Here is a 22490-nt window from a genome sequence, read left to right as displayed (position 1 = left end):
GGAAGCCGGCTTCCGAACAGGATTCGTCTCCCTCAGCGAGCAATAAATCTCGAAGGCCGCGCCGCAATGGGATTTCTCCAAACAAAAAAGCGCTCGGCACCCTCGGGGCTGCCGGACGCTTCGAGTACTGGCCCTACTTCGATTCCTTAGTGATCGCGTCCGCAGCGTTGCCGGCCACGACCCAGCTTGCCGACCCGGCCACGACGGCTTCGTCCTCGAACCAGAGGAATCCGAAGTCGTCGATGCACTCCGGAAAATCCGGCTTGATGATGATGTATCCCGGAATCACGGCGCCCGGTATGTAAGCGTTGTCGGCGCGGTTGTTGCTGTACGTCTTTGTCTTCGAGACTGTACCGACCCCAGCCACATACGAAGTGCTGGATACCGGATGCGTGCCGAGAATGTAATTGACGGCACGAAGTGTGTATTCGGAACTCACAAGATCAGGAAACGCCTTGTGCAGAAAGTACATCCGGATGGCCATGTCAACCACGGCGCCCGATCCACCCCAGGTGCCCAGGCTCGGAGGCACGCCGAATGGCGTGGCGTCCAACTGCTTGTCCAGACCCGCCATGTATGTCTTCACCGCTTCTCGCATTTGATCTTTCGCGCTCGCGTCCAAATAAGGCAATGCTCGGACTGCCGTCCAACCACGGAATCCCATCTGCTGCGGGGTGATCATCTGAGGGAACAACTCTTTTAGACGGGACTTGTAGGGCTCGGCACCATTCGTGGCAATGGTCAACTCCAGAGCCGCAGCCCAGTCCTGTCCGACGCCAAAGCCGCCACGGTCGAAGCCGGATGGCGGTGCTATTGGTGCGCTCGTCGTGCCAGAACTTGCCGGAGCGCCTGAGCCAGAAACCGTACCCTGAGACGCAGCCAGCACGCCACCTCCAGGAGCGCCTCCCTGGCCACCTGCCGGCGCGGCTCCGCCCAGGCCGCCCACTGGATTCTGCGTTGGGTGAGCCTTCTCGGCGTTCCATGCTTTGATGGCGGTGTCGAGGCAGTCTTTCGCTAGTGCGTCGTCATAGCCTTTCAGCGTGTCGGCCGCTGCAGCCAGCGCCGCGATGGCATTCCACTGGAAAAACGGGTTCGTAGTGGAGAAGATCCAGCGGTCGTCTGGCTTGCCGGAATACTCGCCCTTCACTTCGTTCGGACCGAGCTGCGGGTCATAGATGCGGCCGTCAGTTTTCGACGCTCCGTCGCCCAAGTGGGTGTACTGGCGCAGATCCGGTTCGTGCGTGCCGCGGATCGCGTGGCCGAAATTGTGGAACTGCGCCCGGATGAGCAGTGCGCCGTGCTTGACTTGCTGCACCGTATCCGGCACGCCATCGGGACGGTGCATCTCCACCTCACGCGCGCCTTCATCGACCGTAAGCTCGTCGTACTTGAGATCAAATTCGCGATACGCCAGGGCCAGACTCTGAATCACGCTCAGTTGCGCAGGCTCCTCGAGGTCGAAGTCACCGGCGTCATACCAGCCGCCCACGTTCATCCCCGGAATGTGATCGCCGCCTTTGTACTTCCCGTCTATTGCTGTAGCCTGATTCCAGCCGTCGAATTGCTCCCCGACCACGGGCGCCAGACGGCCATCGTCCAGGTGCGAAGCGCCGTGCCATACGCGGTAGGCTTCGCGAACGGAAACGTGATCCATCTGCACGGCAAGGTGATGGTCTAGGCTGTCCTGCCAGACGTTTGCATAAGCGTCTTTGGAGATAGGAAAGGTCGCCGTGCGCTGGTCTGCGTACTCGATGACATAAAGGCCGGGGTCCTTCACCGGGGTGAAATCGAATTTCGAATAGACGTACCGCAGCCAGGGCGTTGAAGGCGTGATCGGGCCCTCAAACACCTGCTTGTAAGATCCGTTCTCCATCAGGCGCAGCACTTTGGCCGTCTTCGGGGCCTCGAACTTCGGGTCGAGTTCGAGCACCGCCACCTTGGAGAAACCTGGCGCATAACCGACTTGGCTGTGCGCGATCATGGGCGGCCGCGTCCAGTTCGGAATCACGTCCGGTCTGATGTGCCACACGATGGCGCCGGTGGTCTTCCCTGAAGGGATCAGCGAACGCAACACGAACCAGCCGTTCTGGGCGCGGTTCCGTCCATCGAACAGCATGAGGTCGGCCGTATCCGACTTAACGTTGACCCGGGCCAGCGCGTCGTCGACCCCCAGGGTGATGCTCTTGCCCTCGGCGAACGGCAGTGGCTGAGTGTATCCCTTGGCCTTATCCCAATCTTCCAGGTAGTACGCCTTCTTCGGTTCATCAGTCAGAGGCAACACCTTGACCATCGGATCGTCAGGCGTTCGCGGAAAGATGCCGGCTTTGGTTCCGTCCACGAGGTAAGCCTTGCCCATGTAGATCGAGGGCAGGAACTCCAGGTTGAAGCCCGCCCGCCCGGCCAGTTTCTGCGATAGCGGCTTGTCGAGATTGATGGTAACCTTCACGCCGCCTGGTTCCGCTGCGACTTCCAGTGTGTAGCTGAGATCGAAGGTCGGGAAAGCAAGACTCGCGGTGAGCCGATTGTTGGCCTTATCGGCCTGGCGCCCTTTGAGGGTTGCCACCAGGTCCCACTGCTCGGGCGTTGGCATCAGGCGCACGTCGCCGTTCGTGGCGATGCGCTGACCGTGGAGAATCATCTCCATGGCTGTGTTCTTTTGGTCTACGAAAACAGGATGGTACGTGCTGTCGTAGAGAAATACGCTAAAACCTTGAGTATCGAGGGTTTTCTTGTCGGTCACCCTCATGGCAAGATCGGCGCCGAACAGGCTTTGGCCAGAGATCAGGGCCACGAGGAGACACACTCTGATTCGGGTGGGCATAGATTGGGATAAAACTGCTCCTTTGCCTCAACCTACCATGACATGCACATCGTCTGGGCGCCCTTGGTTCCACAGGCGCGAGGATTTTGAGCGGGCCGCTCGCAGCTTCCAATACTCCCGATCGACGAGGTAGTTTCGAAGGAGCAAAGATGTCTAGGCACGGATGTGAAGATGGGTTGAATTGGAACTGCAAGGACCCTGCGGAAATGAATTAACAACAAATCCCAAAATGTGACAAGAGAATTGACAGTAATCTTGAAACGAAGGCGATAATCGCGTCACGATCTAATTGCAGGCTGGCCTTTGGTTCTGCGAAAATCAGCCTTTGCTTCGTGGATGGCGAAAATATGGCAAACGGATCAGCACCCGGGCTTGATGGACTTCGGCATATCGTCGTCTTGATGATGGAAAACCGCTCGTTCGACCACATGCTCGGCTCTCTGTCGGCTGACGACCCGCGCATCGACGGAATCACAAGCGCGCTGAGTAATCCGGATACGACCGGCGCGAAAGTCAATGCGCAACCTCTGGCAGAATTTCAGGGCCAGCTTGACCCCGACCCCGATCATCATTTCCCCGCTGTGGACTTGCAGATTTTTGGAGGTGATACCAGCGACAATCGTACGGCTAACATGAGCGGTTTCGTGAAAAGCTATTTCAACCAAAGAAGAGATGTACAGCATTCGCAGAAGATCATGTACTACTTCCCCAAGGAAAAGCTACCCGTCCTGACTACGCTCGCGACAGAGTTCGCCGTCTTCAATCGCTGGTTCGCTTCGATACCCGGACCAACGATCTGCAATCGCGCCTTCGCACACTACGGCACTTCTTTTGGCCGGGTCGACATGAACCTGGTGTACATCAATGAGCCGTTCAAGAGTATCTATAGCCGTCTGATCAATGCTTCTCCCAAGCACACCTCGAAACTCTACTACTACGACGTTGCAAGCTCGACGATGGAAATTGTGAACCTGTTGCAGAACCAGCCTGAGCTTTTCGGAACCTTTGATCAATTCCTGGGCGACTGCTCCAAGGGGCAACTGCCCGACTACAGCTTCATCGAGCCAAATTACAGCGACCACGACACCGACTCCGGTGAAGAGTTGGCAAATGATCAGCATCCAGACCACAACGTTCAGGCCGGAGAGATGTACATCGCTCAGGTATACATGGCAATCAAACGAAATCCGGCACTGTGGGCCAGCACCGCCCTTCTCGTTGTCTACGATGAACACGGCGGCATCTACGACCATGTCGTGCCTCCGGCTTGCCAGGCAGATCAATTCACAGCCACCGCAAACGACACCGGTACCGGGCGAGAATTCAAGTTCGACCGGCTCGGGGTGCGGGTGCCAGCGGTGCTCATCTCGCCATGGATCCAAAAGGGAACTGTTGTGGATCGCACGTTCGATCACGCATCCATTCCCGCTACCGTGACGAAGTTCTTCATGGGCGACTATGCCCCGCGTTCGCCGCGCGAAAAGAATGCAGATGTGTTCCTCGAACCAAATACGCAACTCGTGGATTCGAACAGAAACTTGCTTTCGCTCACGTCCATGCGCAACGATTGTCCGGAATTTGATGTCTAGAGCAGATCAGGAAGAAACACGATGACAACAATTCACGTGCCTCGCCCCCCGAAGTCCTCGATGAATCCAAACCGTCCGGCCTCGTCTCTGTTATTAACGCAGGTTGAGCAAATGCATGCTGCGGAGAAGCGCCTCCCGCTGCGTTATCGGACCGACATCTACATAAACGCCATCCGAACCGAACGCGAAGCCGCCAGGTATATTCGCGAAGTCACTGAGGCCATTCATCAGGCTCACGCGGACGCGGCCAGATCACGACTTCAGCGGACGCCAAAGCGCACGCGAACGCTGCAAATAGCCGCAGCAGCCGACGAGAAGCCAGCGCCAGTGCGTACTATCAAACGCGCCAGCAAAAAAGAAAACAGCAAGACTCGACCGAAGAAGTAGCCGATAGAGGCCGCAAAATGCGATTGGGAATTGTGTTGATGTTGTGGTTTGCGTCCACACTTGCGTTCGCTCAGGAAGGTGCGTTGCAGGCCGACTTCCGACGCGAAGGTGAGCGAGTAGCGGAGTCTTGCAAGGGCGGCGTCAAGTCCGCACCAGGATGCGCTATTGAGCTCTTCACCGATCACCCATTGCACATTGCAGTGGGAAGCATGCCTCCGCAGAATGGCTTTGCACTGGGAGCGGCTTTTGTCGCGGGCAAGAACACGACAAACTGGCGAATGACATGGGATCTGGATGCCGTAGGTTCTGTCAACGGCTCCTTTCGCGCCGGCGGTTACATGAAGATGATTCACACGCCGCCGCAGGCAATTCATGTCCTGCAACCAGTGTCTCCCGGTTCGAGTGCAGGCGCGCCTGCGCCGAGCTCTGCCACAAAGAACTTCGTCCATCCTTACACGGTCGTGAATCTTTATGCCCAGACGATTTCGCTCAACAAGCTTTTCTACTTCGGTCTCGGTAATGACTCGACCCTTCCGGGACAATCCGTCTTTGGCATGTCGCAGACAATTATTGGTGCAAGCGCCATTAAGCCCGTTTATGAGTGGCAAGCGATCCGTGGACTCAATCTCTCTCTTCTCGGAGAAGTGAACGGCCGGTTTGTGAGCCTGCGTGCCAACCATGGTGAGTCTGAGCCCTCGATCGAAACCATCTACTCTGAAGCGACTGCGCCGGGATTAGCATCTCAACCATCGATGATCCAACTTGGAGAGGGGATAAGGATCAAGCCGACTCTTGCTGGACGACTCCAATTGAACTATTTCGGAAACTTTCAGCAATTTGCCGCTTCTTCTGATTCCCGCCACTCTTTTATGCGCTGGACGGCCGACTTGAACCATACTTTCGCTCTGTATGGAAACACCCAGTCAGCAGGAGTCAACAGCTCTGACGAACACGGCCCGGACGAGTGCGCCAAACTCGACCAGGCGTGTCCGTCGGTATCTCATTCGAGAAACTTGAACGGCTCCATTTCCTTTCGCTTGTTGCTAACGGAGTCGTTCGCTTCGTCAGAAAACACCATTCCTTTTTATTTTCAGCCCACGTTCGGTGGATCCGATATCAACGGATCATCGGCGCTCTCGAGCTATCAGGACTACCGCTTCCGCGCACCAGGCGCCTTACTTCTGCGCGAGGGTTTCGAGCACTCCGTCTGGGGTCCTCTCGGTATCAGCTTTTTGGCAGACCAGGGCAGGGTCGCTAACACGCGCAGCGACATCGGTTTCGACCATCTGAAGCACAGCTTCAGTGCGGGACTTACCCTCCGAGCCGGAGGTTTTCCCATGGTCTCAATGATGTTTGCCTGGGGTGGAAGCGAAGGACATCACAACATATTCAACTTGAACCCGTCGCTTCTCGGCGGATCGACGCGGCCTTCTCTGTTCTAGTCCCGGATCCGCTCTGGGAAGTTGGAGATGATTCCGTCGACGTTGAGACTCTTGGCCAAGTCAATCTGATCATCGGTATCGGCGGTATACGCGCAAACCTGCAAGCCGCACTTATGAAGCGCGTCGACAAATTCCGGCGTCGCTGAATCGAGCCCGATGCCTACGTGTGTAGCCTTCGCATCCATAGCAAATGTGATCGGCTCGATGGGAACCCCTTCGAGCAATGCCATCGTTAAGGCGGCGGAATCCTGTTCACGAATGCGCAGAAGATCTGTGTGCAGGAAAGATGCAAAGATAACTGGATCTCTAAAACCAAAATCGTTCACGAACTTTGAGACGATCGGTCCAATTCCAGGTGTGATCGTCTCTAGAATCAGGCCTACTCGTCCCTTGGCGGCTTCCAGAAGTTCGCCCAGCAGGGGGATCTTCTCGCCGTTTCCTGCGTCCAATCTGCGCAGATCGTCAAGCCGCATCGCCGAGAGGCGGCCGCTGCCATTGGTCGTGCGATCGACAAATTTGTCATGCATCAGGACTAAGGCGCCGTCGCCGGTTCTCTGAACATCCACCTCGACCATATCCGCTCTCAGCGCTATTCCGCGTTCGATCGAGGCAAGTGTATTTTCAGGCGCGTGTCCCGCGGCGCCACGGTGCCCGATTGCCAAAATACGGCTCTTGCTCATTGTTTCCTAACTTGCACGCATCCAGGACTGCTTCAAGATGAAATCAAAGACCTGCGCGGGCGGTATTCTATAGCGCATTCCAGAATAACTGAAAGTCCTTCCGAAATGTGTCGCGTTCAGCCGCCCACGCACCGGCCACCGCCGGGACATATTTCCAGCGCTCGAACAGGTGTCTCCATCCTCCAATTCGCGGATCCTTGAACCACTTTCCATGATCAAGCTGGAATTCGAAGTACAGATCCTCCATGAGTTGAATGATTGTCATGCTGAAATAAAACTCCGCAACCGCATCGCGCGGACGGACCCCCGAAGCCACAAACGCGCCGGGAAACAAATCGGCGCCAAGGGCGTGCAGCGCGGGCTCCCTTCGCAGTTGCTCGAAGATGTCAGAGAGAGTTGAGGTATGCTTCGACGCCCCGTGTTGCAGATTCGGATTGACGGGATACCAGTAGTCTTCCAGCGCAGCGAAGAACTTCTTCACATCCGGACGCTGAGCATCCCACGCGATCCAGTTCGTTGCCGGGGTTAGGGAATGATGCGTCGCGTGATACCCCAGCGCGCGATAGCTCTCAAACTGAGACTCCGCGAACCACTGGTCTGCCGTTGTCTCGTGCGGAAACTGGCTCTGTGTCGCATGATATTGAGCCACATCCTCAGGCTCGTCTCCGGTCAGAGATGCCTTGAGATACACCAGTACTCCCTGGCTGCCGTCCAGATATTGAATTCTCCCTACCGCACAGTGACTGTCACTAGCCGCCGAACCGGGAGTTGGCTTGATTCGGATCGGGTCGATCTCGATCAGCGCACCGAAGTCTATCCGGCACTTGCGGATCGCTGAGCCGAGTCCCTCGAACTTGTACTCTGGATCCTGCTCCGCATCGCACAGGAGGATAAAGCTACATCTGCGGCGCACCAGTTCGTAGAGGCCCATATTGTCGAAGTGCCCGCCATCGGAGAGATTCACAAACCGCGTTTGATCGTCAGTTGATCCGATCAATTCACTCAGCAGCGCCGCCAGTCCAAACCGCGGGCTCGAGAGCTTCGAGCTGCCGTCTCTCCGCGGATTGCCTAACCACCATCCCAGTCGCACGTCAAACATCGTCATCAGAAACGAGACGGCGGGAGATGTATTGTAGCCTTGATTCGGGTTAGCAGCCGCACCGGATATCGCCATTGCCGTTCCCAGTTGGGGGCCGCCGGTCTGCGTATATGTCTCCGTCTTTCTGTAGCCCAGCGGCCGCAGCGTCTCTCGACTCCAGAACCTTGCTTTCTTGGTCGTCACGTGGCCTGAAGCGGAATCGGTCGAGCCAATCCAGCCTTGCGCGTCGAATCCGGAGTAGCAAGGTGTGAAGATGAAGGACGTCCCCTTCCGCTCCTGCCACGCGAGTTGTTTCCCGACAGAAAGGTTCAACGTCGCATTCACGATCGGATAGGGACCGAGATATGGCGCTCGTGGATTTGCCGCGTTCGCGTCCGGCACAGCCGGCGGCACGATGGGGGTCAGCATTGATAGATGAAAATCATCGCTCCCATCAAAGCCGGTGAATTTATTCGGCTGACGCTTTTCATTCGATGCGCCAAGATAGCAGCGGACCAGCCGGTTCTTGTAGAAGTGGTGCATTGAAAATTCATTGATGTCGACACGCCAGGCCAATATCGCGGATGCGGTCGCCAGACAGACAAGCAGCCAGCCTATGCTATCGACATACCAGCCGCTCCTGTCCCACATGGGCCAGGGCCTCAACAGGCAGTAGTGCTGCTGCGTTAGCATCTCCAGGGAAAGAGACCCGCGTCCTCCATGTGCAAGCAGAAGTTCCTCGAGGGTAGCCAATATCAGAACGAGCCCCACAATGAAGGTTGGAGGGCCCGCCTTTGCAAGTATCTGCATCCACGAGAACGATGGAGTTCCATCTTTAGTCGTTCCGGTTTGTTTGCTTCTGCCTGCAAACAAACCGGCAACCGTGGTAGCCACCCATCCTAGCGTCAGACCCGAGATCCACACACTAAATCCATGCAAACTCCATTGCGTCATCTTCAACACAAGATAGGGGCCGAAGATAGTTGAGCTCGTCAGCAGAACCCAATAGACCGAGAAGATGCTGCACACTGCGCGGAAGCGGCTCAACCACTCGCGTCCCGCATCGGGATAGTCGACCCCCATCAGGCCAACCTGCAGCGTCCCCGGCACCACAAGAACAGCCAGAAGCAGCACTGGACCCCAGACCTCGGCATGCCATACTTCCCAGCCAGCACGGTACATCGATAGCAGGATCGAAATGTAAAGGTGGAAAAGGCCAACACTCGTTCCCGCGGAGAGAAGCGTGATAAGCAGGAGGACTATCGGCCATAGCCTCGCCCCTGATTGGCGCGTGCGAAATTTGTGGACAAATCCACCAAGCCCAGAAAGAAGCAAAGACAGAATTGCAGCAAATATCAGGGCCTTCGCTAGAAGGGCTCTTTCGTTGGAGTCGATCTCAACGATGTGTCTCCACATCCATACAGAGCCCAGGTAAACCGCGAGCAGGATGTTGCCCACAACCAATGCAAGAATGTACCGAGGCTGATAAAGGGCCATGGGCAACTTCGGATCAAGCCATCGCGCCAATCGTCCCGGGGGGCCCAGTGAGTCCGCTACTGCCTTTCGCATATTGAGAGACATACAAAGCACGGCAAACACCAGCGCGACGGCGGCAAGTCGCCACATCCACTGATCCGCTCCCTCAACCATCAGCGGCGCCTGAAGCAGCCTGGGAATCAGGAGCATCGTGCCGAGAAACGAGATGAGCACTGCTTGATTTAGGACCACATTGCGCGAGTAAACTGCACCCATCGTCCACGTATCAAAACTGAAACTGCCCAGGCGTGGTGTAAGGTAGTTGCTGAATTCGCGCAGAAACCGGATTGGCCTTTGCGGTTCCGCCCTCGGATCTGGGCAGGAGGGCGCCAAAAGCGCCTTGAGCTTCGGCAAGAAAGACTGAAATGGTTCGGAGCCATTTTTACAAATCCACGCAGCAAGCCAGGATCCGATATATCCCCCACCGGACACGGTTGAGAGATAATCGACCTTGTTCAACAAGCCAATATCCGCAAGTTTTTGAAGTACCCCGAGATTGAAGGTGGCACTTCGAATTCCGCCTCCTGAGAATGCAAGCCCGAAGAGTTTCTTGTGCGCCGCCAGGTCGGAAGCGTCCAGTGAGGTCTGCGCAAGAGGAGGGTCGCCGACCTCTCCATCCAGAAGCCTCAAACGCCGACTTTCCTCGATCTGCCGCATCTCTTCGCGTAATACAAGCGCAAACGGCCTCGGCCATTCCATAGCCTCCCACAGGGCACAGGCGCACATAGGAACCTGTGCAAACATTTCTCCCAGCTGCAATTGAATGTCGCTCCAGTCTCCATCCGGCTTGCGCGAGACCGAACCCCTCAAGATGGCTGCGACGCCATTGCCGTCTTCTCTCTTGTTAAGCTGGTCCAGTAGAACTTGGCGTGTTTTCTGACGGGAAATCTTCAGCGGCGTAGCCTTCCACATATCCGTAGCGAACTGGGCAAGTTCGTTCGCCTCGTTTGTCCGAAAGCGAATAGCTCGCGCTACTTCGTCGCGAAAAGTAAATTCTTCCTGCAGGGCGGCCAGGAATTCCTTATCCTGTTCACCACGTTCAAAAGCCGCCCAGTTTAGAAGATGCTTCTCCAGTACCTGTGTGACACTCGGCGTCTTCGTTCCGCCGTCATGAATTTCTTCGATTCCCTTCGCCGCAATTTCATTGATGTGACGCCTGCCTGGGTATGCACCGACCGCGCGGGCAAATGCATTTCGCACCGCACCATTATTTTCGAACAGGGTTTGCAGGAGCCGCAGATCTGGTTGTCCCTTCCAGAGTTCCCAGTCCAGATCTTTTCCGAAAACCGTTAGTGGCGGCGACGGGATTCTCCCTCGCGCAGCGTCTATTGCCAGTAGGGTCAATTCCGGACTGTCACTCGCTGGCTTCACCCAATCGAGCGCGGTCGCGAGATCTTTTTGGAAATTCAGGTTAGGCCCAAGTGCATCTAAAAGCCTTGCCACCTGGCCATCACGATCGCGACTCCAAAAGCACTGTTGCGAACAACGATCAATCGAGGGTTGAAGGGCAGACAGGTCCGCTCGCTGTCTGCGCAGTTCGGCAACTCGCTCCGCGATGTCTTCGGCAAGGTTCATGGCTTGCACCGTCCGGCGAAAAATTTCATGGCTGTGGCGATTGACTTTGGAAGGAATCATCCGACTCCGCACCAGGTCGGGGCTTCCACGCAACGCTGTAGTACTGGCCTCTGTCCCGCGCCCACGGGTCGAAAGCATTTACAACAGAATCAAGCTCAGGCGCCAACTCGGGTATGTTCCGGATGAGGATTCGTTTCATCGGAGAAACAGGCTGGACGTGCCCATTCGGGGTGCCCTTCTCCATCACCACGGGCCCGGGGCCGTTATTATTCACCCAGTTCACGCCAAGTGAGGAATAGAATTCCGGACGAAAACTTGACGTGAAAAACCTGTCGCTGAAAAGCCTGCGCGAGGCGTTCAAGATGAAAACTACAAATTGCGTCTCGGAGATCGCGAAGCCATGAGGACGGCGATATTCAGCTAGATACCCGACCGCGGTGTCGACATCTTCGATGTTGTCCACCATTGTTCCATTGGGATGGCCAAGGCAGTCATTGATGGGCGTTCCGTCCTCGTTTACCTGCGCATCGGTGATCACCTTTGACGAGTCGCACACATGCTGACCGTAGACTTCGCGCAATGTCTTAACCGTATCCTGCTGCTCCGCTTGCTCGGGAGATCCCGGCTGTACACCAGGGTCCATGAAATCGTCGAAGCTCTTGAGCTGTCGAAGGCCATATTGCCGCCGGAATTCGTTGAAACGCGGAACGCCGTGCTCGCGGTCTCGAATGATATCCAAGGCAACAACATCGATCTGTTGAGTCGGACTATCGAGCCTGCCCATCTTCAGATTCTGCAGAAACATCGGAGAGTTGTGCAGGGTCAGCAATCCCAGGCGCTGACGTCCGAGCGTCAGGCCCCAGTTCGCAAGCGGCATGCCATGGGTGAATGCCGTTGCCTTACCCTGAAAGGTCTCCACAACCGGCACCTTCTTCGCGATCTTGTTCGGGTCAACCGAAAGATCCCGATATTCCAGCAAGTCCGGAACCAGCGGGTGCAGACGGTACACAGAGACAAATTCCTCAGGGAAGTTAAACGGCGATCCGAAATGATTGACACCGCCATTGGTGAACTTCGGGTTGGTAATGTCATAACCGATTGCCTTGCTTCCAAGTCCGAAGATGCCAGGTCCAGAGGCAAACACTGAGTACCATTGGGTTGCCTTGACCACATCCGTCGATCTTCCAAAATTCTTCGTGACCACTTCTCGAAGTGCGTCTGACAACGCGCCGCCGTTGGCTCCCAGCAGGCCGTTCCAATTGCCATTCATTCCGAGGTAGAGAGGCTCGTTGTAAAGCAACTGCGGTGTCCACTCTGTTGAGTGAATCTTCGCAATTTCCGCTGCCACCACAAGGCGCGCAACCTCGAACAGTTCATCTGGAGTCACATCGCGGTAACGAATTACGTCCTTCGGGTGGCTGGGATCGCGCAATCCGCTATCCGCATCAGGATTCAGTGTGGCTGTCCGCCTGAATTCGGCAACAAACGCGTTGTGCTCCCGCGCAAAAAGGTTATGCAGAAAACTCAGTCCGACCGTCCAGTTATCGGGAAATGCTGTTGCCTCCTGCCCGGCCCATTCGGGATTGATCGGATCGCTTTGCTCAAATACCGGGAGAACCCCCGGTCCCGTCTGACCTGCAACAGGAACCAGTAGTATTTTGGCCATGTCGCTTGGATCGCGTTTCACGCGCGCGCGCGAGCGGTCGTCGAATCCGTACAGCTGCGAAGCATCCCACCACGCCGTGTTGGTATTGCGCATCGTCTTTGGTGCACGCGCCAGATGCGCTTCTCCGTTGCTGGTGAAGCTATCCTGCGCGCTATCCTGCGCAACATACCCCCTGTCGATCCTGTCTTCCGGCCGACAGCCCAGCACTTTGACATCCTCATCGCTCAAAGGCTGTTCGGCATTGTTCACCAGCTTCTCCGCGCATCCGACTTTCATGTACTGCGCATCATTGTGCCCTTCGTCCAGATGCGAAAACCAGTCGTGTGTCATGAACTGAATCCAGTACGCGGCAAGGACATTGAAGAACGGTGCCTTCTTGTAATCGCAGTTTGCCTGGCTCGAGTCATTTGGCAAGCCATAACCTTCCCTGCACGCGCCAGCGCTGGATTGGAGGCGCGTAAATAAACGGCGGCTAATCACCTGCGGATCCGGCTCAAGAAGCGACAGACGATTTCCATGTCGATTGCGAGTCAGGGTATTCAGCCCAAGGTCCGGAAAGCTCGTCTCAAAGTCGACATTGCGCGCAAACAACATTCCCGAGGAACCCATCGCGGGGTTCACGATGTCGTTGCAGATCCCGGTCGTGTTCCTCCAACGGATCAGGTCGCCCTTGCAAACCTGCGGCCCGCTCCCGCCGACAATGTCGTACGCCGGATTCGTTGCCAGCAGGCGCATTTCCGGCCACACCTTGATTGCACCACCCCCCACTCCGTGGCTGCCTTGCACATATGTTGAGTAGGTGCCCGAATTGTCGAATAGGTTGAACTTGATTAACTCAATTCGTTGCAACTCCAGGTCAATCAAGGCGCCCAAAACTCCGCGATTGGAGGGTAGCTTCGCTGAAATAAATCCCTGGGGAAGTGACCCGAGATCGCCGGTTCCCCAATAGTTGCCCCAGTCAACCCACGGTGTCCCGCGAAACAGCAGCGCCTGTTCTCCACCGCGACAAAGGTCGGTCGCCTCCGACACTTTTCCTTGAAAGCGTAAAGCGCGCGCATTAGGTATCTTCAAATCCTTCAGCTGATCGACCACCATCTGTGCGCATCCGCGAAGTGCCTTGGCCTCCTCTTCCTTGCCGGAGTGAGTAATGCCAGGGTTGGGCTGCCCTTTCCCTGCGCATACGATCGCGACAAAGAGTGTCGCTATAAACAGCCGTTTCATCTCACATCCTCCGACGTGACAAAGCATTCGCGCCAACTACGTAGTGATCGCGGACTCGACACCGTTTCATCCCACCCTTCAAGCATTGTGGGTCCAGGACATTCCCGACGTAGACCTTGCATGGTGCATACTGGATAGGTATTCGCGAGTGGCAACTCTGTCGAGATAGGCAACTAAAGTCGCAACCGCCGAATCACGATCGAATCTTCAGCAGATCGAAGAGAGCATAATCGGAGTCATACAGCATATGATTCGAGTGCTGCGACTCTCTCATTGCTCTCCAGTGAATCGCGAGAGGGGAAAGAGAGACGAATCTTAGCATTAATCTAAACCGCTCGCAACAATGAAGTAGGTTTACCTTGAGAACTCTTTTTAGGCCACATTCTCGCCGGCAAGCGATCTCTTGCGCACATCCCTGATGACGAACGAGGGGATCTGGACACTGAACATACCATCTTCAACTTGAACCCCCTCATTCGCCCGTGCGGATTTAGTTGACGACAATCTTGCGATTCCCGCGTTCACAGCGTTTCCAAGGGAACTGTAGCCTTTCCCCATCTTCTTTTGCAGTTCCCGGTATTTCGCCAGTGCCTCCTCGCGATTGCCGTTCAATTCCAACAGATTTGCATCGACGTAGTCGTTCTTTAGCTTCCACCAGTCCTCCGACTCACCGACTGATGGCTTGCCATCGAGCCATTCATAGGTCTTCCGCGCCTCGTCGTTCGGGATAGCCGACAGTGACTCAACCAGTTCCTTGTGATTGGTAACGATAGGGTCGAAACAGAATCCAAGGATACGGTTGCGATTGCCCGCCTCCATCACCTCGTTGTTTTTTCGCATGTCATTTGCCACTCGAATCAGTTCCGCTCTCGCTCCCGGCTCGTCAAGGTAGATCAAGGCACTGAGTTGCAGTCTTCTCACGAAGGATCGCGCTCGCCCTGTGGCAACTGCGGTCTGAAAATGCTGCATCGCGAGCTCGAGTTCTCCTCCGGTCTTCAATTGCAGAAACCCTGTCATAGCGTGCGCATAGACATTATGTGGATCGATCTTCAGCGCAGCCTGCAAATCGGAATCGGCTATCGAACCCGATTCACGTTGCGCCATCTGACCATTGAGCCAGTGAGCCCAACCAAGATGTGCTTCAACATCTGCGGCCTCCACGCCCTTCGCCCGCGTCAATCCTGCGGTTAGTACCGGCAGAATCTGATCCAATGCTGGAGCGGAAACATCGGCCTCGTTCTGCCCTTCGCGGACATATACTCCAAAATCTTCCACCCACAGCATCGCAGTATTTAGCTGGGCGTCAAGCACAGGCCGATCCAGTGGATCGTTCTTCAAGAGCTCTGTATAGGTTGCGAGTGATGCCCTGTATTCGCCTTGATTGGCCTGAGTCTGCGCAAGGGACATCTGGGCCTCATGCTCAGCGTGGTGCCGATGGCGCTGTATGAGGCGATTCACGTTTCCGCTTATCATGGCAAAAAATCCAACCAGGGCAGAAATTCCACCTATCCAAGCCATGACGATCGGCCACGTCCTCTTCGTTACTGCCTCGAGCTTTTCCATGTCTTCAGCCATATGCTCTCTCTGGTCCCCAAGTCACATTCTCGAGTGTTGTGCTCGATCCTTCCAACGGCTAGCCAAGGAACGATTGGCGGGCCACTGATTATCCCATCGCTCCTGAATCTGCCTCCTTTGCATCAGCCCCGTCCCCGCGGTCGAGTGATTGGCGGGAGTGCCTCTGCTCATCGTCGCGACCGGAAAGCAATGATTTAAACCGAACAAAGTTTTGCAAAACGTTGTACCAAAATGGCGCACCAAGCGAGAGCAGCAACACAGAGAGCAGTCCGCCAGCCATGCGATGCCAGGTTCCCCATCCCCGAAGCCACTCGCGCCACGGCATCTGCGCGGGTGTCTGAATCAGCCCAAGATTGTCATACGTGGCGATCGCAATCTGTTGCTGCGAGGGTGGATTCCCCGCACTCTTTTCCTCTGTCGCACGGTATTGGTCCGCGAGAAGTTGCGCCTGGGCTACTATCGCCGTCCGCGTTGCATCATCGGAACTTAACCGCTGAATAATCCATATCGCGTCCAGTTGAAAAATAAAGGTAATGAGTGCAGCCATCACCACGCTCAACACATGGGCATGCGCGGTGAACCGCTCGGTCACGCGGTCGATGGTCTGGTCGAACCAGCCAAATAGCTTTGCCGTAAATGGACCCGAAGCGACCTTCAAGATAGCCATCGTCCTTCGTTCTGATGCTGCGAGCTCGGGCCGTAGCTTCTCGAGGTCTTGTGCGGTCGAACGTATTTCGGCGAGCACTGCGCTTGGATCAGCAATACCGCTTTTGGCAAGGACACCACATAGCGCACCCTTGGCCACCGGATCAAGCGATGCCGAGGATTCTCCCGCTGCTGCCTCCAATAGCAAGATGACCATCTCCTCACGTTGCAACACGCTCGCGAGCCTGTTTTCGTGCGTTGCAATCAGCGGATGCCTTAGCAGGAACTGTGCAATCCTTCTCGTTAAATCTTGACCCAAGTCAGGCCAGATCTGCCGGAGCAGCCGCTCAATCCCGTAGAGCAGGCACTTGCCACGTCGATTCGAAAGGCTCACCGCTGCTTGAGTGACCACCGTTACACCGAGGCTGAAGCACAGCATGATGGTCGCGAGACCTATCAGCACGTCCAGTGTCTTGGGCATTCCTCACCTCTCACATTGGGAATCCCGAAATCATACAGACTTCCAGGCTTGAGGACTCAGGCGAAGCTTGTAAGCTGCTCATCCAGGCCTCCAGGTGGAGAAAATATCCTACGCAATTCTGCGGCCACGCCCATCTACGTTCTCACCCTGAAAGCGGATATCGCCACGGGAAGAATATACAAAGTTTCAAATCGGAATGCAGAATGCCACTATTAAAGAAGAGTGTGCAAGCCAAATCCTCGCGTCCCATCGTTGCATGCCGGATCTGTCGCATTTTTCTGTCTCCAGCCACGCGCGTCAATCACCCTGGAAAGTTGCTTGCAAACGTGTCAAAATCGCGAACGGGCTGAAACCCAAAACCCGCGCGATTCTCGCTCTAATCCGCTCGATCATCTCCTGAGCACGACAAGGATGGTAAATGCCTGATATCTCAATCACTGATCAGACGGATAACACCGTCGCCCGGCCAGCAATCGATCTTCACCATCCGTCCTCGTTGTTGCATTACCTCGAGTCTGAAGCGCTCCACCTGGCAGTCTTACCCGATTTTCTCGAACGGAAGGAGGAGATCCTCAGTAAAGCTGCCACCCAGCCGATCCAGTTTCAGGCGAGCGCACAACACGGTTTCAAAATCGGCGATGCGCCTCCGGCCATTATCGTAGCGCCCTCGGCCAAGTTCGACATTTCGGTAAACGCCAGTCCGGGCTCGGCTCTTTTTGATCACGATGCATTCCCGCCGCCATACCTTGTCCCTGCCAGTACGGCCTATGTTGGACTGGAATTCAATGGCACTTTCGAATTCGACGCCTCTGCTTCCGCGGGAGACCTGGCTTTCGGTTTCTCCCAATCCAGCAATGTAACCCTGCAATACTACAAGCGTTTTCCACTAGGTGCCGCTGAACCCACGCTCTTGAGCGCCCTGTCTGACACATTGTCTCAATACACCATTCCGGCAACTGTGGCTGATCTCGGGTTACTAGGTGTTGGCGACATTGCGACGATTTCCGGAAATGGCTCCCTGCACGTTTCCGGCTCTATCGAGGTTGCCGCTTCCCCCAATCCGCTGGCGTCCGCGGCGCTTCCTCTTGGCGCAGGTACGATCTCAATACAGGCAGGCGTAGCGGCAGGTGTTTCCATTGGCTTCACTCTTTCCTGCGATTATCAGGTTCGAATTCGCAGAGTCGATGCTGAAACGATCGAACTCACGATTACCCGCGACAAGAATGCCGCATATCGCGTGGATGCATCCGCGTCGGGTGGCTTCACCGCCGAATTCAATGACCAGGATCTACTCTCGGCGATTATCGGTGCCATCAGCAAGAATCCAACCGCAGACGCCAGTTCGTTCGCCGGCCTCAGCGCCTCCGAGACCGCCACCCTCATCTCTGCAATCCGCAGCGGAATCGACCATCACTTAAAGGTCTCACTCGACTTGATTCTCTCAGCGGACAACGAGGATGGCGCAGCATTCCAGTACGAGATTCGTCCAGCGCTCTTGAATTCGGCCTCTATCGCTGCTGTAAACCGGGCATTGCATGGCGATCTGCGAATGCTTACCGCATTGGAGAAGAATCAGCAACCCGGCGGCAGCCTTGCTGATGGGATCACGCTAAACAAAAGCCTCTTGGCCGCAACTCGCGATCGTGGCGTAAAACTCAACCTCAACCTCCTTGGCATTCTCAACTTTGCTTCGTTCGCTGACCTGGTTCGCCAAAGTGAAGTACTTACAGACGAAGCATCCGGCGACGTCACCATAAAGGAAACCGTTTCTGGAAATACGATTTCTGCGCTATCTGATCCTCTGGACCGCCATGAGGCTTTGCGCAAAGCGATGTTTGATTCCGTTCTTGCCACCACTACCTATAGAGCGGGCGGGGCAGTGTCCTTATCGAATCTCAATTGCGAACAGGTCCACTTCGCCGTCAATCAAAAAACCTCCGCAGCCACCATCGAGCAATATTTACGATGGTGCGCGAATCTCGATTTATTGACACCACAGCAGCGACTCGAAGCCAAAGCTCGTCTCGATACAGAAGGTAGATCGACTTGCGTCCTGCGAACATCCTTCGCCGATAAAGATTGCGACGCCATGTTCTTCGATACCAATGGAAATCTTCGCGCCAAGGACTACTTCCTCGAAATCGGACGCCAGGCGATGCGTGCTTCAATCGATCCCGCAAATTCATCCAACGATCAGTTTCGAATGAAGATCACCCAGGATGACGTGTGGCCTCGTGCCCTTTCCTTGGGGCCTTTACCCGCCCTCGGCCCCCTCGTGGGACTCGGCTCTGATGACGTCAGGGTGGAGTTGCTGATTGGCGATGTGTATGTCATTTCTCAATGGGCCAATGGCATGGCCGACGCCGGAGTCGAGGTCCAGTCGATGCGATCTTTCATCGGAAAGTCCGATCTACGCACCGTCATTGCGAGTCCGCAATTCCAGAGCAGCCGAAACGCATTGCAAAAGAAGCTTGCCGGCATCATAAAGGCCAGCAAGGTCCGGTTCGCGGAACCATGGGGAATGATGTGCCTCTACTTGGCTGCCGGCTCTCCGCACACCGCATCCGCAAAAATCTCCTCCGGTGCATTCTCGCTCGAAGCCTCGTCCGATCGCGAATTGAGACTTGATTCCAACTGAATGCGCGGCAAGATTTCTAATCGAGCTTCCTCGGTGGGGCATCTGCGGCCGAGTGGAAACACGGTCAGCGCACATGCGCCGCGAACAATGCATGATGCGCAAGAATGAAGAGCGTCTGGTGATCCGCCCCCCCAAAGATCAACTGCAAGGGCCGCTCCGGCACATCGATCTCGGCGATTTGATGTCCATCCTGCGCGTAGACGAAGACTTGCCCGTTGGCCACGTAAACGTTCCCGCGCGTATCGGCTGCCACGCTCTCGCCTCCTCGCTGCGCGAACGGCTTCAGCTCCGCGAGTGTCCCGTCCGGTTTCACCCTCGCGCTGTAGGTAATGTCCTCAGACTCACTGCTGACATACACCTGCTGTCCAGGCTCTGCGACGATGAACCCATACGTATCGAGGTTGTCGCTGAATCGCCAACCCGACGTATCATTCGCCGGACCCTGCTCAAACACCCGGCCTGCCGGTAGAAACACGCTGCCATCCGCAGAGACATATTCGCGTGTCTTGAGCGTATTCGCATCCGCGGCGAACATCTCCGCCAACGTCGTAAAACGCATCGTGTCCACGTTCAACTGGTCCTTGAACTCCCCGTTGTTCCACCAGTTCACCGGAAGAATCACGGCGGCTTTGCCATGAGACTGGGCAGCTTGCGGTGTCAACACTGTGAGGTCTTCCGCGGATGTTCCCGGCCGGAACGTGTACACAGTGCTCTCAGGCCCAGCCGACGAAACCACCATCAGGTTGCCTGATTTGTCGATCGCCAGATTCACCGGATCGAGCGGATTATCCCGTTCAACCGTAAGGCCCTCTTTTTCCGTCCACCGGTAGATGCGTTGGTTGTGGTGGTCCACGAAATAGAGATTGCCCGCCGCATCCACCGCTGCTCCTGAAATCGAGAAGAAACCCTCCTCCAGCTTTCTCACGGTTGTTCCGTTGTCCAGCACAATCGACGCATCACTCAACTGAGGCCTCTGCGGATCAGCCAGGATGTCCAGCGCTGCGAACTCGCGTTCACGCACCTCGAGATGATGCGTCATATCCTCGATTGCGTTCTCGTAGGGGAACTTGCTCAGGCGCAGGAATGTGCCACAGCCATTCGCGTCGCAAACGCCATACCCGCTCTCCGCGTTCACATGCAGGTTGCGGAAGTGAATATCCGACGATCGATAGATGCGCACAGCCGCCGGGAATGACGCCCGCGAACGCGTTACGCGGTATCCGTGATAGTTCGCAATGGTGAGATTGTGGCAATCATCAATCTCCAGCGAAAGCGACTCGGGGCTCTCCCCGGCCTCCTCTTCGGTCTGCGGCGCATTGATGTCCCAGTTCTCTACATGATCAAACTTGATCTCGTTCCGCACGTGATGCTCGTTCGACAATTCGTACACGTGCCCGGGCGTCTTCGTGTTCGATACCTGAAAGCCTGACTGCGCAAACGTATTCGGCGTCCAGATGTCTGCGAATGTTCCTCCGCCCCCATCGGCAACCCATAGGCTCGGATACTGCCCGTCCCAGCGCTTGTGCAGATCGGAATCAGCCGTGTGGTCGTTGTTGTAAGGATTGGTGCCGCTGCCGTGGCCGCCGAGAAAGCGCACGTCATCCATAAGCGACTGCTCACCCGCCTTCCACAACACCGCTACCGCACGCGGATTGATGCCGCCCGCGAGCACTCCGATCCCGCTGACAATGTTCTTCCCGCCTTGCGGAGCAAGAATCACTGCCTTTGGCGCGCCCACCCCCTGGTATCCCGGCGTCTCATCCAGCAGGTCAATCTGCGTCAGCGTGGGATGCAGCGCAATCAGCATCGTGTCGGGCTTGAGCGTAAGCGTGTCGCGCACCACGTAATGCCCACCGGGAAAATAAAGCACAGGATGCCCATTGATGGCTTGCTGTAATGCGGCAGTATCATCCGTTGTTCCATCGCCCTTCACTCCCAGCGTGTGCACATTCACCCATTCGCTGCTCGACGGCAGCGCTCGAATCGCCGGCTGCAGCGTGGCCGGCATCGAGGCGAGCAGTGCAGCCTCATACTGCATGCCAATGGACCCCATCCGCCCTTCGCCGGGCACAATCAACCCGTAGGCGAAGTTCTTCACTTCGTAAACCGCGCCCTTTCCTGCAACCGTCTTTCCGCTCTCGCGTAGTTTGGCGAAGACCGGTGCATTGCTCAGCACTGCGTTCTGGAATCCGATTTCCGTCAGCGGGCTCTTCTCCAGGCTGATCGTCACCACCGGCCCGCTGATGTTCTGGAATCGCGAATCCTTCACCCAAAGCTGATCGGGATAGCCCTCATCGATATCGATAGCCTTCGGCACGTCCCGAAATGTATCTCGGATCAAGGTCAGACCGACTTCATGTTCGCGGATGGCCGCTTCTCTTTGCCCCTCGAATACCGAGTCAATCAGCGTGAACTGCCAGGCCGGCGAGGTCTTCTCCGTCAGAATTCCGTAGCGCCCTCCGTAGAATCGCAGGTCCTCCGCCTCATTTCCCGCCTGGTAGATCCCTGCCAGCGCTGAGCCCAGATGAAAATCCATGTGAGTCAGAAACGAGTGTTGCGCCACATGAAAACGCACCGCCACCGCTGCAGGATTGCCGTCTCCGATCTCGATGTCGATGTTGCTCATGGCCGAATAAAATGTATTCGGATTGGCATCGGCCACGTTGTTGTTGGGCGGCACCGATCCCGGCGGAGGAAATGCAATGCGATCCCCGGCCCGCGGGCGCTCATGAGGAGTCAGGCCCGTGAACATCACCATCACCCCCATGCCCTTCTGGAACCCGGGCGTATTCGGCGGAAGCACGAACACCGGGCGCGTGGCGCCATACCCAATGAGCCGTACGCCCGGCCACAGATAGACAGTTCGCGTGATGGTGTAGCGGCCTGCGGGCACGAACACAATGCCCTCCCGCCCGGTGCCTGCGGCCTTGTCGATGGCTGCCTGCAGCGCGGCGGAACTGTCCGCAGTCGTCGCCGGAGCATCCACATAAATGGCTTTCGGATCTTCGAGACGGGTAGTGATAACAGATGCGGCGAAAGCCGCCGGGCAAAAGCACAGGGTGACAGCGACCAGTACAGCCTTCTTCATGGGGCTCCCGCAGGTGAGGTCTTGAGCTGAACAGCGGAATCCAGCATACCCGAACCGTTGCGACAGCC

Annotated in this window: 11 protein-coding genes; 4 read left to right on the top strand and 7 right to left on the bottom strand. The window is 56.1% G+C overall.

The annotated features are described in order from the left end of the window. Nucleotides 1-133 precede the first annotated feature (133 nt). Entirely contained in the window at nucleotides 134-2791 is a 2658-nt protein-coding gene (locus VK574_RS04615; RefSeq protein WP_472798633.1) for a glycoside hydrolase family 9 protein, read from the bottom strand. Between the two features lie 377 nt (nucleotides 2792-3168). Between VK574_RS04615 and VK574_RS04610 the strand changes: the two genes are divergently transcribed. Genes VK574_RS04610 through VK574_RS04600 form a run of 3 tightly spaced genes read left to right on the top strand, consistent with a single transcriptional unit; the run spans nucleotide 3169 to nucleotide 6239 of the window. Beyond that, complete coding sequence (locus VK574_RS04610) at nucleotides 3169-4410, top strand: alkaline phosphatase family protein (RefSeq protein WP_472798632.1); 1242 nt, start codon at nucleotides 3169-3171, stop codon at nucleotides 4408-4410. Between the two features lie 21 nt (nucleotides 4411-4431). Beyond that, a complete protein-coding gene (locus tag VK574_RS04605) occupies nucleotides 4432-4797 on the top strand; it encodes a hypothetical protein (RefSeq protein WP_472798631.1) in 366 nt (121 codons plus the stop codon). Between the two features lie 17 nt (nucleotides 4798-4814). Then, on the top strand, nucleotides 4815-6239 hold the full coding sequence (locus tag VK574_RS04600; protein WP_472798630.1) for a hypothetical protein: 1425 nt from the start codon (nucleotides 4815-4817) through the stop codon (nucleotides 6237-6239). On the opposite strand, the gene VK574_RS04595 is transcribed toward VK574_RS04600, so the two are convergent. The 5 genes from VK574_RS04595 to VK574_RS04575 all read right to left on the bottom strand — a co-directional run bounded on the left by VK574_RS04595 (nucleotide 6236) and on the right by VK574_RS04575 (nucleotide 16696). Next, the gene (locus VK574_RS04595; protein ID WP_472798629.1) at nucleotides 6236-6919 is read right to left on the bottom strand and encodes a glycerophosphodiester phosphodiesterase; all 684 of its coding nucleotides are present in this window, start codon (nucleotides 6917-6919) and stop codon (nucleotides 6236-6238) included. The genes VK574_RS04600 and VK574_RS04595 overlap by 4 nt on opposite strands. Before the next feature lie 67 nt (nucleotides 6920-6986). Beyond that, nucleotides 6987-10733, bottom strand: a complete 3747-nt coding sequence (locus VK574_RS04590; protein ID WP_472798628.1) for a patatin-like phospholipase family protein — start codon at nucleotides 10731-10733, stop codon at nucleotides 6987-6989. 400 nt (nucleotides 10734-11133) lie between these two features. Further along, nucleotides 11134-13995 (bottom strand): peroxidase family protein, encoded by a 2862-nt coding sequence (locus VK574_RS04585; RefSeq protein WP_472798627.1) that lies wholly within the window; start codon nucleotides 13993-13995, stop codon nucleotides 11134-11136. 372 nt (nucleotides 13996-14367) lie between these two features. Then, entirely contained in the window at nucleotides 14368-15570 is a 1203-nt protein-coding gene (locus VK574_RS04580; RefSeq protein WP_472798626.1) for a tetratricopeptide repeat protein, read from the bottom strand. An 88-nt stretch (nucleotides 15571-15658) separates the two neighbouring features. Then, the gene (locus VK574_RS04575; RefSeq protein ID WP_472798625.1) at nucleotides 15659-16696 is read right to left on the bottom strand and encodes a hypothetical protein; all 1038 of its coding nucleotides are present in this window, start codon (nucleotides 16694-16696) and stop codon (nucleotides 15659-15661) included. A gap of 418 nt (nucleotides 16697-17114) precedes the next feature. Here VK574_RS04575 and VK574_RS04570 point away from each other — a divergent pair, with 418 nt between their 5' ends. After that, nucleotides 17115-19334 (top strand): hypothetical protein, encoded by a 2220-nt coding sequence (locus VK574_RS04570; protein WP_472798624.1) that lies wholly within the window; start codon nucleotides 17115-17117, stop codon nucleotides 19332-19334. 64 nt (nucleotides 19335-19398) lie between these two features. On the opposite strand, the gene VK574_RS04565 is transcribed toward VK574_RS04570, so the two are convergent. Next, a complete protein-coding gene (locus VK574_RS04565; RefSeq protein WP_472798623.1) occupies nucleotides 19399-22422 on the bottom strand; it encodes a glycosyl hydrolase family 28-related protein in 3024 nt (1007 codons plus the stop codon). Nucleotides 22423-22490 lie beyond the last annotated feature (68 nt).

Source organism: Occallatibacter sp., from assembly GCF_035317045.1.
Taxonomy (GTDB): Bacteria; Acidobacteriota; Terriglobia; order Terriglobales; family Acidobacteriaceae; genus Telmatobacter.
Note: the sequence above shows the minus strand (reverse complement) of the source record. Positions and strands in the feature narration are given on the sequence as shown.

Coding starts and splice junctions, on each gene's coding strand:
- VK574_RS04610 (WP_472798632.1), top strand. CDS start 3,169: ATGGCAAACGGATCAGCACCCGGGCTTGATGGACTTCGGCATATCGTC.
- VK574_RS04575 (WP_472798625.1), bottom strand. CDS start 16,696: ATGCCCAAGACACTGGACGTGCTGATAGGTCTCGCGACCATCATGCTG.
- VK574_RS04585 (WP_472798627.1), bottom strand. CDS start 13,995: ATGAAACGGCTGTTTATAGCGACACTCTTTGTCGCGATCGTATGCGCA.
- VK574_RS04565 (WP_472798623.1), bottom strand. CDS start 22,422: ATGAAGAAGGCTGTACTGGTCGCTGTCACCCTGTGCTTTTGCCCGGCG.
- VK574_RS04570 (WP_472798624.1), top strand. CDS start 17,115: ATGCCTGATATCTCAATCACTGATCAGACGGATAACACCGTCGCCCGG.
- VK574_RS04600 (WP_472798630.1), top strand. CDS start 4,815: ATGCGATTGGGAATTGTGTTGATGTTGTGGTTTGCGTCCACACTTGCG.
- VK574_RS04605 (WP_472798631.1), top strand. CDS start 4,432: ATGACAACAATTCACGTGCCTCGCCCCCCGAAGTCCTCGATGAATCCA.
- VK574_RS04595 (WP_472798629.1), bottom strand. CDS start 6,919: ATGAGCAAGAGCCGTATTTTGGCAATCGGGCACCGTGGCGCCGCGGGA.
- VK574_RS04580 (WP_472798626.1), bottom strand. CDS start 15,570: ATGGCTGAAGACATGGAAAAGCTCGAGGCAGTAACGAAGAGGACGTGG.